Origin of the sequence: Bacillus cihuensis (assembly GCF_000504145.1) — a bacterium.
Classification (GTDB): Bacteria; Bacillota; Bacilli; order Bacillales; family DSM-1321; genus Peribacillus; species Peribacillus huizhouensis.
This window is the reverse complement of record NZ_KI632498.1, coordinates 190,581-205,980: the sequence shown is the minus strand read 5'-3', so window position 1 is coordinate 205,980 and position 15,400 is coordinate 190,581. Positions and strand designations below refer to the sequence as shown.

Annotated in this window: 8 protein-coding genes; 5 read left to right on the top strand and 3 right to left on the bottom strand. The window is 36.6% G+C overall.

The features are described from left to right. Positions 1-190 precede the first annotated feature (190 nt). On the bottom strand, positions 191-1,249 hold the full coding sequence (locus V179_RS0122785; protein ID WP_028393513.1) for a glycosyltransferase family 4 protein: 1,059 nt from the start codon (positions 1,247-1,249) through the stop codon (positions 191-193). Positions 1,250-1,588: 339 nt separating this feature from the next. Between V179_RS0122785 and secA2 the strand changes: the two genes are divergently transcribed. Together secA2 and V179_RS0122775 are read left to right on the top strand one after the other, a co-directional pair. Further along, on the top strand, positions 1,589-3,943 hold the full coding sequence (gene secA2, locus V179_RS0122780; protein ID WP_028393512.1) for an accessory Sec system translocase SecA2: 2,355 nt from the start codon (positions 1,589-1,591) through the stop codon (positions 3,941-3,943). 100 nt (positions 3,944-4,043) lie between these two features. Continuing rightward, positions 4,044-4,931, top strand: a complete 888-nt coding sequence (locus tag V179_RS0122775; RefSeq protein WP_028393511.1) for an accessory Sec system S-layer assembly protein — start codon at positions 4,044-4,046, stop codon at positions 4,929-4,931. A gap of 108 nt (positions 4,932-5,039) precedes the next feature. Here the strand turns inward: V179_RS0122775 and V179_RS0122770 are convergent, their stop codons facing one another. Then, positions 5,040-6,539 (bottom strand): phosphodiester glycosidase family protein, encoded by a 1,500-nt coding sequence (locus V179_RS0122770; protein WP_028393510.1) that lies wholly within the window; start codon positions 6,537-6,539, stop codon positions 5,040-5,042. Between the two features lie 456 nt (positions 6,540-6,995). Here V179_RS0122770 and V179_RS0122765 point away from each other — a divergent pair, with 456 nt between their 5' ends. From V179_RS0122765 to V179_RS0122755, 3 genes are all read left to right on the top strand, one after another. Continuing rightward, positions 6,996-8,438: an MBOAT family O-acyltransferase gene (locus tag V179_RS0122765; RefSeq protein WP_028393509.1), complete on the top strand. Its 1,443-nt coding sequence runs from the start codon at positions 6,996-6,998 to the stop codon at positions 8,436-8,438. Positions 8,439-8,449: 11 nt separating this feature from the next. Continuing rightward, the gene (locus V179_RS28565) at positions 8,450-9,505 is read left to right on the top strand and encodes a hypothetical protein (RefSeq protein WP_051405099.1); all 1,056 of its coding nucleotides are present in this window, start codon (positions 8,450-8,452) and stop codon (positions 9,503-9,505) included. A gap of 261 nt (positions 9,506-9,766) precedes the next feature. Next, positions 9,767-11,350: an S-layer homology domain-containing protein gene (locus V179_RS0122755; protein WP_028393508.1), complete on the top strand. Its 1,584-nt coding sequence runs from the start codon at positions 9,767-9,769 to the stop codon at positions 11,348-11,350. 449 nt (positions 11,351-11,799) lie between these two features. Here V179_RS0122755 and V179_RS0122750 read toward each other — a convergent pair whose 3' ends face one another. After that, complete coding sequence (locus V179_RS0122750; protein ID WP_034302336.1) at positions 11,800-15,315, bottom strand: S8 family peptidase; 3,516 nt, start codon at positions 15,313-15,315, stop codon at positions 11,800-11,802. Positions 15,316-15,400: the final 85 nt, after the last annotated feature.

Sequence of the window (15,400 nt, the reverse complement as noted above, 5' to 3'; positions counted from 1 at the left end):
CATAAGTAGTTTTATTTCAAGCCGACTCGGTTTAACTAGGTTGTTTTATCCGTTTATTAGAATATTTGAGAGGAAATTTCATAAATTAACCCAAATTAACAAAGAATAAATATAAAATGCAATAATTGATCCAAAATCTTATAACACTAAAAAAAGTAAAAAAACCTCTCCATATTAGAGAGGTTTTACATTAACGATCTTTCATTTGATCATTTTTTGCATTGATGAATCGCAATAAAGGTTGGTATTCCTTACCGATCAAACCTATTTTTTCTACAATAACTTCAACAGCAAGCAAGAGCACAAGACCTATTAAAATCGCGCCCCAAGACGTAGCCATCGAAAATATAAAAGCAGATAATCCGCAACATGCAGCCATTGCATAAATGAGTAATACTGTTTGTCTATGTGAAAAACCTACTTCAAGTAAGCAGTGATGCAGATGTGATTTATCTGGTGCTGATAACGGCTTCTTGTGTTTAATTCGACGAATAATCGCAAAAAATGTATCAGAAATTGGAACTCCGAGGATAATAACTGGTACGATCAATGAAATCATTGTGACATTCTTGAATCCCATAAGGGAAAGAACTGCAATCATATATCCTAAGAATAACGCTCCTGTATCACCCATAAAGATTTTCGCCGGATGGAAATTGTAAAACAAAAACCCAAGTGTGCTACCTAAAAGGATGAGAGCAACGCTCGTTACATATATATCACCTTTTAGAATCGCCATTCCTGAGATGGTAATTAATGCAATCGATGAAACACCAGCTGCAAGTCCATCAAGGCCGTCAATCAAATTAATTGCATTTGTTATACCAACGACCCAAATAATCGTTAAAGGTATAGCAAGTATTCCAAAATGAAGCTCGCCACCAAAAGGCAAGTTAATATAATCTACCTGAACGCCGCCAATAACGACAATGCCTGCTGCAACTATTTGAGCGAGAAATTTTAATTTAGCGGATAATTCGAATAAATCGTCGAAAAATCCAGTAATAATAATGATTAATCCCCCAACAAGAAGTGGGATTGTTGATAAGTCATCCGTAGGTCTTAGAAAAACCCAACCGATGAGAAAACTAATATAAATTGCCAATCCGCCAAGACGGGGCATAACTTTCTGATGAACTTTACGATAATTAGGCTTGTCAGTCGCACCAATCTTAATGGCAAATTTCTTAACAAGCGGTGTAATGATAATAGATGCCACAAAGCATAGTAACAAGGCAAGGTAAACCATGGAGTACCTCCTTAGAAATATCATATCCAAATTAAGATTAAAGAATGAGCAGATCGGTACATTTCATTTATTTGGTAGTTCAGCAAATGGTCACCTGACGCTATTCTCTTTTTTCCTAGTCCAATCAACAAAAACTGATATCATCAAATATGATACTAGAATTCTAATAAACTTACAAACTATTTTTATCTAATATGATATTACCTTGCTCTACTTGATAAATACAAACGGTTAATTGTTAAATTTTACAGACTTTTACTATGTATAGCAAATACCTCTTATTTTTGGTAATATTATTACTTGAAAGAAAGAATTTATGCTAGTTAAGGAGCGTTTTACATGTTGTCCTTTCTGAAAAACACCTTTGGAGATACAAATCAAAAAAGACTTACTAAATATTATAAAATGGTGGATGAAATTAATGCATTAGAGCCAAAATATATTCAATATTCCGATGAACAGCTTAAAGAAATGACGACCCAATTTAAAGATGATTTAACAAACGGGCATACGATTGATGACATCAAATTAGATGCCTTTGCTGTAGTTCGAGAAGCATCAAAACGAGTACTTGGGATGAGGCATTTTGATGTCCAAATGATCGGCGGACTTGTCTTAACGGAAGGAAATATCGCAGAAATGGCCACGGGAGAAGGAAAAACACTAGTTGCTTCCCTTCCAAGCTATTTACGTGCTCTTGAAGGCAAAGGCGTTCATGTCATTACTGTCAATGATTACTTAGCCACTCGAGATCGGGAAAAAATTGGGCAAATTCATGAATTCCTCGGATTAACGGTCGGTTTAAATGTACCAAATATGCAGCCGAATGAAAAGAAAGCGGCCTACCTTGCGGATATTACGTACGGAGTGGGTACGGAATTCGGGTTTGATTACTTACGCGATAATATGGCTGTTAGTATTGCAGATAAAAGTCAAAGACCCCTTCATTATGCCATCATTGATGAAGTAGACAGCGTACTCGTAGACGAAGCAAAAACGCCATTAATTATCGCTGGAAAATCACATTCTAACAGCGATTTGCAACATATTGCTTCTCGTCTTGCGAAACGCTTTAAGAAAGAAGAAGATTATACATTTGATCCAGAAACGAAAGCAACAAGCTTAACCGATGATGGTATCGAGAAAGTTGAAAAAGCATTTGGCATCGATAATCTTTATGATCTTGAGCATCAAACGCTTTTTCATTATGTCATTCAAGCCGTTCGTGCCCATGTCATGTTTGAAAAAGATGTCGATTATATTATCAAAGACGGAAAGATCTTGCTAGTTGATATCTTCACTGGTCGCGTCATGGAAGGTCGATCGTTAAGCGATGGGTTGCACCAAGCGATTGAAGCGAAAGAAGGCCTTGAAATTACAGAAGAAAATAAAACACAAGCTTCTGTTACGATTCAGAACTACTTCAGAATGTATACGAAGCTATCCGGAATGACAGGTACGGCCAAAACCGAAGAAAAAGAATTTCAAAATGTGTACGGCATGGACGTGATTCAAATTCCAACCAATCGGGACAAAATCCGTGTGGATCATCAAGATGTTATTTTTAAGACACTAGACCAGAAATACCAAAAAGTTGCCGAAGAAGTAAAACGAGTGCATGCAACTGGTCAACCTATCTTAATCGGGACAACCTCTATTCTACAATCCGAAAAAGTTGCTTCCTATTTAGAGGAAGAGAACCTGCCTTTTAACTTACTTAATGCCAAAAGTGTGGAACAAGAAGTAGAATTGATTGCTATGGCTGGACAACAAGGCCAAATTACAATCGCTACCAATATGGCCGGGCGGGGAACCGACATTCTACTTGGAGAAGGCGTTGCTGAGCTTGGCGGTTTGCACGTAATTGGCACAGAAAAACATGAAAGTAGACGAGTAGACAACCAATTGCGTGGACGCGCTGGACGTCAAGGTGACCCTGGTTCCTCACAATTCTATATTTCACTAGAAGATGATATGATTAATCGATTTGCCGCAGAAGACCTAGAAAAGCTTGAGAAAAAGTTTACATCTGATAACACAGGCCTCATCACCTTTAAAAAAATCGGTGAATTCGTGGATCGTGTTCAGCGGATTGTCGAAGGGTCCCACTATTCTATGCGAGAATACAATTTAAAATTAGATGATGTTAGTAACGAACAACGAAATATTATTTATCAATTGCGCAATCGGATCATGGAAGCCGATAACATTGATAGTCAACTAGAATCACATGTTCGAAATGCCATACAGAACGTAATTGACCAGTTTTGCTCAGAGGAGACTGCACCTGAAGAGTGGCATATTAATGAGTTGACTGCAAAAATTAATGAATTTCTACCTGGCTATCCTATAACTCTTTCAGACTCTATTCAGAATAAGAAAGAAATAGAAAAATCCATTGAGTATAACCTAGGAACATATTTTGCAAGTATCGAAACAACTCCAGCATTCTTCCAAACGTTGAAAATCTGGCTATTACAAGTAATCGATACCGAATGGATTCAACACTTAGAAAATATGGCCCGTCTAAAAGAAGGCATTGGACTACGCCAATATCAACAAGAGGACCCTTTACGCCTCTACCAAAAAGAAGGACTTGAGTTATTTACGTATACGTTTAATTCAATTGAAATGGCTATGGCTGTGAAGATCGCGCATTTCGTTCAAATGGTTAATGACCAAGTAGAAGCTTAAAAATCCATCCCAATAGTAGCTAATACAGAATCCGATAAATGTATGAAACATTACATACTGATTCAGGGTACGTCTTTACATTATAAGGAGTTAGATAAATATGGTGTCGATTTTCAAAAAAAAGATTAACAAACTTAAAAAAGAAGGAAAAGATTCTATTATTTCTTCTGGCGATCTATTAAATGAAACGGATGTTCAGACAGATGAGGAAATTATTACTGAATTATCCATTCATCCAGAGTGGAATCTATCAAGCGAACAAAACTATGTATATCGATTCCTAAACAATGAGCTTGCTCCATTGAAACCGAATCAAATCTCATTATCTGGTATTGAATTACGACCTGAAAACAATGAAGTCGCTGCGATTGCCTTTGTTCGCAACAGCTTAAATAAAGCGATCACCTTCGAAGAAGTTAAACTATTGCTTTTGGATGAAAATAAAGAAACAATTGCTAGTCATTCCTTCGATATGAGTGTACTTGGGGAACTTCCTGCTAGAAGCAGCCGCCCTTGGATGTTCGTTTTCCCCGCTGACACAGTTTTGAAAAAAGACTTCTCAACGAAAAACTGGACAATTGCTTTTGAACTTAAAGCTAAGCACAGACTGGATCTTGCTGAATCTTGGGAAAAAGGGCTACCAGAAGCTGAGCGCAAAAAACTAAAAAAGTATGTCGAACAAATCGATCCTCCTCGTGAAGGTGAAGTGAACTTCTTAGGCTTACAAGCGAAAAAATCAGAGAACGGCGACCTTCATGTCACCATTTTAATTCGTAATGGACATAATAAAAACGTTAAAATTGAAAAGCTTCCATTAGAAATGATTGATGCTTCTAAGGAAGTCGTTGCTAAAGGCGGTTTTTCATTAGACGATTTAGAAATTAAAGCAAACACAACCAAACCTTGGACATTTATTTTTCCAGCAGCGATGGTTTTAAAAGCAGACATGGACTTATCGACTTGGTCGTGTAAACCGGTTCAGTCATAACAGAAAGAGGGTGACCCAAGTTAAGGTGTCAGACCCCACAATGCTATATCTAGTATAGTTGCTGTGCGTGGGAGTCAGACCCCTGATAGGGTACCCTCTTTCTCTATATTATTTTTTCTTTGTTGATTTAGCCTCTACTGTCACAGGCACCTTTACAGAAACACTGGCATAATTCACTGTCACAAATCCAGTACCCGGTTGAGTAGCTATAAATTTATTCCCGGACATTTTGCCAATCTGATTAATTGAAGGATCCGGTACAATTTTAACACCAGTTTTGTATATTGGTAGCAAGTTATTGTAAGAATCGAGGACAGACGTAACAACAAAATCAGTTGAATCTCCAGGTTTCAATGTACTTGCCTTTGTTTTTTTGACTGTAATCTTTGCAGGAGGTCCATAGGGAGCAGTACTAATTGCCTGTAAAACGGTTGAAACTGGGCGCATTTTTCCATCAGATGGACTGTTAATAAGACCAGCATAGCGACTGCCCGGATTTCTAATTGCCATCGTAGTAGAGCCACCACCATCTAGATTAATTGCTTGATATACACCAAGACTGACTAAATAATTAGCAAACTCTTTTAGAGTCATACCAGGGTTGCCTTTCGTATTATCTACTGTAACCATGTATACTCTAGTACCAGTATCATCAACAGTAATCGCTGTTCTTGCTCTTCTAGTTTTCGCTTTAGCTGTTGACGTATCAATGGTAAGATTTGCTTTACCTTCTTGAACTAATAAAGGACCACTAGCGAGCATGAACTTTGCATTCTGCCATTTTTCATCAATATCAATGGTTAAAGCAATCTCGTCACCTATCTTCATATTCCGAACTTGATCTACTGCCATCCCTTGTGTCGAAATGACAAAACCATCTTTCGGTATCATGGCACTCGATTTTTCACCATATGGTCTTATACCCACAATTCGAGCTGTTACAGACTCACCAAAGCCAATACTCTTATTAATATCCTTTGACGTGTTCTCAGCTATTACTTCATACCCAGTTGAATTCGTTCGCGTATTCGGGTAACGGAATGAGGATGTGAAAAGCACACTTTCATTTTCACCTCGCGGCCGATTAAAACCGCTTAATGGATATGTATTCCCTTGATAACTGAAAGAAGCTTGGATATTATAACGATCAATGATCGCCTTCCCACTTTCATCCATTCCAAATGCAGCTGGAACAGACATGAATCCCGTATCTTCTACCTCTCTTTCAGATCCCAAATTAATAATTTGCTTATTTTGAGCTAATAGATACATAGGTAGCTTGCTATCTCTCATATGGAACAACGAAGCATTCACAGCACCTATTACATGATGTTGATCATATGTGTTTGCTTTCGCAAATGCAGGAACGTTTTTCCACGTATTGAGCGGGTCATTATATCCCATCTCAATTGTTATGTTTGGATTAGTAAGATTTAAATTAAGTACATGAACCGCTTGTTTCTTCTTAGCTACAGTCGTAGTTTCATACCTAATCTGAGCACCTGGTGATAACATAGCAGTCTTTGCATAACTATAGTTAGCGCCAACGAATAACATCGTGAAAGTCAGTAGAAGAAACAAAATACATACATTTCTATAACGCCTCAAAAAAACCATCCTTTCATTATAAAATTACATTAATCTGGTAAATACTATAATCTATTATAGACGAATACATAATTTTTCCAAGTCATTATATTCTATTAAGATAGTAGTATGTAACATTTCCCTTCTATTTAGGTGATCTACTATTTTCCAGCACAAAAAAAGCTACCTGCTAAATTCATTTAGCAGGTAGCTTTTTAGACAAAGACCAACCATATCCCTTTATTTTCAACACAAAACGGAATTTTATTACTTATATATAGATTATCATATTAGGAATATATTTCAAGAGAAATATGAAAATTTTTCTTATAATGCATATATTACCGTATGTACCCTATATTTACCATTATTAATCCTATAAATCCCCTAAAAAATGTATTGTTGTATCATAGAATTATATATAGTATGATTTATTAAGATTTTTCAATAACTTTAGCTGCCTGATGAGGTGATCCCTTGATATTTAATTCATTCGAGTTTATCTTTTTGTTTTTACCAATCGTTTTTATCGGTTATTTCTCTTTAAATAAAGTAAACTTTACACTTTCAAAGGTTTGGTTACTCCTTTCATCCTTGTTCTTTTATGGTTGGTGGAACCCAATTTACCTTCCTTTACTACTTTTTTCCTTAATTGTGAACTACATTATTGGTACAACCCTAGGAAAAATGAAACAGCCAATGAAGAAAAAAGCACTACTAACAATAGGTATTTTATTTAATGTAGGTTTATTGGGATATTTCAAATATTACGACTTCTTTATTACAAATGTAAATGCAGTATTTGATACAGATTATCGTGTGATGAATCTTATTCTTCCGCTAGCGATTAGTTTTTATACATTTCAAAAAATCCCTTATCTAGTAGACTCCTATCATGGCGAAACCAGGAATTACCATCCTTTGAATTATGGTTTATTTGTAAGCTTTTTCCCACAATTAATCGCTGGACCCATTGTTCAGCATGGCGACGTGATGGCTCAATTCGAAAACAAAGAGAACAGGAAAATAAATGCTAAAAATATTGCTACTGGGCTATTCGTTTTTGGTATCGGTTTGTTTAAAAAGGTAGGAATTGCAGATATTTTTGCCGAGATAGCCAATGCTGGCTATAGTAATCCTGCTACTCTTACTATGGTCGATTCCTGGATAACTTCTTTATCTTATACATTCCAGCTCTATTTCGATTTTAGCGGATATTCTGATATGGCAATTGGTGCTGCTTTACTATTCAATATTAGACTGCCTATTAACTTCAACTCTCCTTATAAAGCATTAAGTATTCAAGATTTCTGGAGAAGATGGCATATGACTCTTTCGAACTTCTTGACACGTTACATCTACGTCCCTCTCGGTGGAAACCGCAAAGGTCTAGTACGAACATATATAAATATTATGATTGTGTTTTTTGTGAGTGGAGTTTGGCACGGTGCTGGGTGGACATTTATCATCTGGGGATTAATGCATGGCATTGCAAGTGTAATTAATAGACTTTGGGGACAAGCAGGATTCAAATTACCGAAGCTCCTAGCTTGGTTTATTACTTTCCATTTTGTGAATGCGGCTTGGGTTTTCTTCAGAGCTCCTTCCGTACATGATGCTATTATGGTTTTAAGAAGTATGATTGGTTTGAATGGACGTGTACTTCCTACAGATCTCCAACACACCTTTTTCAACCAATTAAACATTCCATATTATGATTTTACTTTGGATGAAAACTTCTTTTGGGTAGTTGGTATATTGCTTGTTGCTTTTCTTATTTCTGTGTTCGCGAAAAATTCGATGTATTTCAAAGATCACTTAAAACCAAATTGGATTTCGGCAATCTATATCTCTGCATTAATTATTTACTCAGTATTCCAGTTACAACAAGTATCTGCATTTCTATACTTTAACTTTTAGGGTGAATGCCTATGTCATACAAAAAATTTGTAATTATTATTATGACTATTATTGTACTATTTGTTGGTAGTTCTGCTTCCTTCATTTATTTTATTGATCCTATGTGGACGTTTGGTCATAAAAATACGTACAATGATGTACAAACCGTTATAGATGAACGGCAACAAAAGCCAAACGCTATGCATTTTCAACCTTTTGATTATGATACGCTTCTTCTTGGCAGCAGTCGCTCTACTTATATTAATCAACATGACTTTAAAGGGATGAATGTTTATAATTTTTCAGCAAGTAACCTTTCCGTGCGGGAGTATGCCCCTTTTCTTGAGTATGCTACAAAACAAAATGGAAAACCGTTTAAACGGGTTATTATCGGAATGGACTTCTTTAAAACGAGTAAAAGTGAAAGCTCATTTAACGGAAATTTAGATAAATATATCGAGACATTGAATGAGCCCTTCTATCGTTACAAAAATCTACTCTCATATGATTTATTGAAGTATTCGTATGAGACTTATAAAATGTCCAAAAATAATGTGCCGATGGAAGAAAGAACTTATAATCGAGACAATGTTGCCGACGCAATGCGGGTTGATTCAAAATTAACGATTGAGCAAACGAAGGAAAAAATTGATAAGTTCCGTGATGAATTTTATGGTAGCTCTTACGATTATAATCCTAATATTAAACAGGTATTATTAAATTTAAAGGCTGCCTACCCAAATACAGAATTTATCATCTTTATGACTCCAATTTCGACTCCATTATTTAAGGAGTTGGTGGATCAAGGTCTGTTGCCTTACTACGAGCGTTGGCTCACAGAAGTAATCGATGTGTTTGGCGGAGTTTATAATTTTATGTATCCTAATACTGTTACAAATGACATTAACAATTATTTCGATGGTCATCATTTTTATCCTGAAATTGGTACATTGATTGCTCATCGAATTGATGGATCAAACGAAGGCGTTCCCGAGGATTTTGGTCAATATGTATCAAAAGAAAACCTTAAGGATCATCTAAAATACGTTGAATCAAAAGCTAGTAATATTCATAATAGTCTCCATTAAAAAAGAGACCTAACTGACGGACCTGATTGTTAAACACAATTAGGTCCGTTTTTTTATGAGCAGGCCATTAATAAAAAATTGACTTAAATCCATTATTATTTCCAATACTTACTTTCACTTCAGTTGGCGTTCACTTATTTTTTACATTTTTATTGATAATTGCCAACTTGGAGGTATCATTAAATATAGGACATTAGATACGAGTAAAAGATAGGTTCTGTCGCTATAATGAATAGAATTTAAAGAGAGAGGGAGATTTCATTGAAAAGGTTATTACATATCTTGATGGCTATATCATTGTGTCTTGTCATATTTGTTATTCCAACTGGATCAGCCAAAGCTGCTGGATTCCAAGATGTTTCGAGTTTTAAGAAAGAGATTGACTATTTGACTGAGTTAAAAGTGATCAGTGGCTATTTAGATGGAACATTCCGTCCATCCGTGAAACTTACGCGTGCACAAGCGGTTGTGATGATTATGCGTTCCATTGGCATGCCAGAGTCAGATATGTACATAAAAGATCCAGGATTCTATGATGTAAAGCAAACTAGTTTCGGCTATAAAGAAATTGCAGTTGCCTCGGGTGCAGGGATTATTAATGGGAAAAGCAAAACGCATTTCGATCCAACCGGGAATATCACTCGTGCTGAAATGGCTAGAGTGATCGGAAACGCATTTAAACTGGAAGGTGTGTATGAGCCTGGTTTCAAAGACGTCCGCACAGACTACTGGGCATCCTCATCCATCTCATCATTGGCAGCAAACAATATTACCGTTGGGTATAATGATGGAACATTTCGCCCAACGCAGCCGATTGATCGTGCACAATTTTCAGCATTCCTTGCGCGAATCATGAAGCCGAATTTCCGTCCATCCACTGGAAAACCAGCACATTCTATCGTGGATCTGACAGTAGAATCAACAATCGTAGATCTAGTGAAAAATCCGGATAAGCCGATTGTTTACTATATTGATGGGAAATCAAAATCACTTATCATGCTAAACCTGGAAACAAAGTCCAAAAAGGTTGTGAAACTGAGACATCCTGCCGAGAAGCTCGTGATTAAAAACGGCAAAATTTTTGTTACACAACAAATCCAAGCAAGAAGTCCCTATAACTTCATGGAGATGCAAAAAGGACTCATCAATGTGTACGATGCTGAAAATCTTTCTTTCCTGAAAGAAGTAAATGTAAACATCGATCCTTTTGACATCGCTGTGGATGATGCAGAAACACTGATAATTTCATCTGGCTCCGACCAAGGTATTAATTCAGAGATACATACGTATAACTGGCAAACGTCAGAACAATTATCATCTGCAAATCTCTTTCCGGAACAATTGATTGAACTATCACCAACACAGAACAAAATTTATACGGTTCATAGTTCGCATTATACCGGTAAAATGGAAATATTCAGCTTAATAGAAGGTAAAATCAAGAAGGAAACCATGGTACCCCGATTCTTTGACACCAGTAAATCGAGGGGATATGCCCAAATGTCCCATGACGGCAAGGTTATTTATAATGGAAATGGGACAGCATACGCATCAAGCAACGTTCCTTCTGAAGATCTAGCTCCTCTTGGCAAGCTGGCCACTCCATTTACAACGATGACGTTTAATGATGCAGGAAAGGACATGTATCTGGCTGATCGCTCAGAACAGATTTCCATTTATAAATACAATACATTGGATCCCACTTCTACTTTGCGCGCCTATGGCAAGATCGATCGTCTGGTTTATGTAGAGGAAACAGAAGAACTTTATGCATTTACCAAATTTAAACACGAAGGTTCCAAAACAGAATCCATTTTGTTAGAACGCTTTAAATTTGGAGAATAAAACAATAAAAGGTGCATATTCCCACCGACTAAAGTCAATGGGAATATGCACCTTTTTCTATGTGTACGACGCTCTCTGAGGATATAATGTGTCTCAAAGTGGATTTTATTGCTAAAGATAAGCGTGAGAAACTATACAGATTACCAAAAACCTTTTCTCCAACAAGGAAATGATGCTAAAGATATCAGACGAAGTTTCAGCTTTAAAATTAATTGTTTCCAAAGGGGGAATCGGCAGTACACATTAAATATTAGCTGTGGCTGAGTGAGAACTCATTATATGAACATCCATCTTGTGTTACAGGCACGTGCAAGAATAACAGGCTCATAGGAAGCACCTAAGTTTGTTCCAATTAGAGATTACACCCATGCCGGGCACACCTAAAAAAAGTATGAGTCCAGTAAAATACTGAACCCATACCTAATTCAAACTGTTATTATCTATATCTATTAATTCATATACAATTTAAGCGTATACGGATCTGTACTTGCATTGCCGTGGCTATCTTTCACTTCAATATAGTATTTCCCTTTTTTCAGGCTTAGGTATAGTGCTTCCTCATCTCCCATACCATAGTAATCAGCTTGTGCAACTAATTTACCATTTTGATAGACAGATATTACTCCGTCCGTCGTTTGCCCTCCAGCCAGTTTTATAACACCTGTACTATCTTTCGTAAGGGTATGTTCATACCAATCCGAATCACCGTTTGGAACGCCAGCATTGAAATAGCCTTTTGCTGTTCGAAGCAAAGATTTCTTATCTTTTATCAATTTTAAGGGTTTTGAAGGAGTTTGATTCTTTACTACCGAATTAGCATCTTCATCCTTCGTTATTGCATCGGCAAAAGTAAATGTGTACGGAACCATTGAGAATGGTAGCATATCCATAAAATAACCTTCTGTTAAAATAAAATAGTTATGGCCTTTTTTCAAGTTAACAGATCCATAAATTGAGCCATAATTCCCCTTATCAATATAAGTAGCATTTCCAAACTCATTATCATCAAGTTTTCGGTTATTATTTCGGTCTTCAACAATGGTGACAACTCCAGCATATTGGCCCAATAATTCCTCTGGATATGCCTTTTTCATTGCATTTGTAATTGGTTTTGATTTTACCGAAACCCCTTTGATGCCCGTTTGTGTGGCTTTATAATAAAAAACATCAATATCGTTTGGCAGAGCAAAGTTTCCAGTAAAGGAAGCGCCCGGTAAATCCTTCACTTGTTCGAAAGAATCATTGTCTTCGTATTGATCTTGAGGATTATGAACAATAGCCTTTGTAGTTAACTCGTAAGGCTCAAATGAAATACCTGAGATTTCATTGTAGTAATTATTTTGAACGGCAATGATATATCTTTCTCCCTTTTTAACACCGGTGTAACTCTTTTCTTTAACAGCAATCGTGAAGCCACTCCAATTCGTATTGTCGCCTATATAAACCAAATTAAGCATCGGTTCTTCCTTATTTGATTTATCTTCCACTACTTGATAAATTTCTACTAATGGAGTTTTATTTTCAATATTTTTCAGACCCAACTCAATAATCGCTGTTTGTTCCGGTTTCACTAGGAATAAGTCAACATCACTATTACTCTGTAAAAATGCAGATGTTGATGTACCGATTTTGTATGGGATCGCTGCGTCCAATTGACTTTGGACAAAAGCATTTTGCTCTTCAATGTACGGATCAGCAGCTGATTGCACGGCTGCACGGATATTAGCTACAATTTCTTCTGATTCTGGAGTATCCTCATTAACGATCCTTTCATCTCCAATTGTTGGATAGTTGTCCTCATCCAAAGGAAGCGTCTTCGTATCAATTTTCACTTGATAAGGAATCAGAGATTGCTCTATTGCTTCAGATTGATCAAATGTTTGACCCACTAACAGCATAGAAATCAATTCGATAATCCCAAAATAATTCGTCGGTTTATTACTAGCTTTTAGAATATATGTACCTGGCTGCGCTGCGAAGCTAAGCTCTACTGCGTCCCCTGCTGCCCCACTGTTCGAATACGCATATGGATCATTATATTCTTCATCTTCTAATATTAACCTTAGCATCTCTGCTTTTTCTTCATCAGTTAGTTGATCTTCTTCATCTGGAGGAAAGATGTCATCCACTTTATACACACTTAGGTTTGGTTTAATACCTGGGATACCTGTTAGATTAATTTTTACTGCTTTTTCACTTTCTATTTCAAAGGTAAAGTAATCATTATCCTCTTTGTCACCTGTAAAAGTATGACGACCATTTGATTGATATGGTAAACTATCAATCTTAATCATCTCTTCAATAGACGAATCGTCCTCAGGCAATGTTTTCGCAGTTTCAACAGTTAATGAATAGTTCGAACGCTTAGAAGTAGCTGAACTATAGTTGCCATTTACATCCTTAACACCAATTGCCACAGTTCCACTAAATGGAGCCTGTACTAGCTTTCCTTCCGTTTTTCCTGCACCTACTGTATTCACATCAATTTTTTCTACTTGATTTTTATCGCCATATAAATGAATCATCATTTTGTAATCATAGAGTTCTACTCCTTTAAGAACCGTTTGGATGTAGTCCCCTTTTTCAACTTTGAATTGGATCCATTTTTGCTCAAATGGCTTTGTAATTTCACCTGCTATTACTTGTCTTTTGCTCATATCTACTGTCTTGGCTGATTTAATAATTTCATTCTTTGTCCAATTTTCTTTCACAAAAGTTGGAATGTTCTTCGGATTAAATTGCAATGCCGAAACAATATTCACCAAGCCATTTCCATACTTTAAATCATATCCTTTATCTCCAAGGTCCGATGCAGTTTGTTCTAAAATATATTCTACCTGTGTCGGAGTTAAATTAGGATATTTAGATAGCAGCAAAGCAGCAGCTCCCGCAACAACTGGAGAAGCCATTGATGTCCCGCTCATTTTAGTGAAGCTTGATGGTTTGATAAAATCATAGACTGTACTGTACACTTCATGCCCCGGTGCTACAACATCAACAGATGCTCCGTATGTAGAGTAATTGGTTAATTTCTTGTTTTGATCAACCGCACCAACACTAATTACTCCTTCATAGGATGCCGGATAATTCGCATAGTCTGCTCCGTCATTCCCCGCAGCAGCAACAATGACGACACCTTTTTCAATTGCCTTGTTCACGGCTTCTTCAATCAATGGTGATGGTAAAGGACCACCAAGGCTCATATTGATTACTTTCGCTCCATGTTCAACTGCATAAAGGATGCCCTCCGCTATTGAATAATCAGTAGCAAACCACCCATCGAATACATCAATTGGGAGAATTTTCACATTCGGTGCGATACCATATCCACCAATCCCGTTGTCTTTATTCGCTGCAATAATTCCAGCTACGTGAGTACCATGTGAGTCCGCAAAGGGCTGACTTAAAGGATCAACGGCATTGTAACCAGGTAGTAATGTATTTTTCAAATCAGGATGCTTTCTATCAATACCCGTGTCAATAACAGCAACTGTTACAGGGTTCTTCCCTGCAAGCGATTGCGCTTTATCCACATTTAGCATAGACAAATGATATTGATCGATTACTTTCGGATCAACCGTACCAAATGACTTGTACAATACGCTGGCAGTCACTAATTGAACTTTGCTGTTTTTTTGATAATATTGAATGACTTTGTGGATGTTTTTCTTATCTTTTACTTTAACTACGGCATAATTTAATTTTGGAAATTGTTGAATAACAGATGCCCCAGCTTTTCGATGTTCAGTAGCTGTTAATGGTTTAGTATATTTAATAATTAAACGATCCTCACTGAACTGCTGCTGCTTTTCTTTCTCATTAGACGTTTTGCCTTTACCAATAGATGTTATACTCGCTGATTGAATAGAGTTACTTTCGACTGCAAATGCATTAGGCGCAGCAAAAGAAGCTAGTAATATAGCACTCAAGCCCACCGCCGCTATCTTTCTATAAATTGACTTCAACTCGTTTCCCCCTTTACAATCTTATCATTGTAATTATATATGTTTTATCCTATTTTGGAAATATAATCCTAAATTAATGTACATA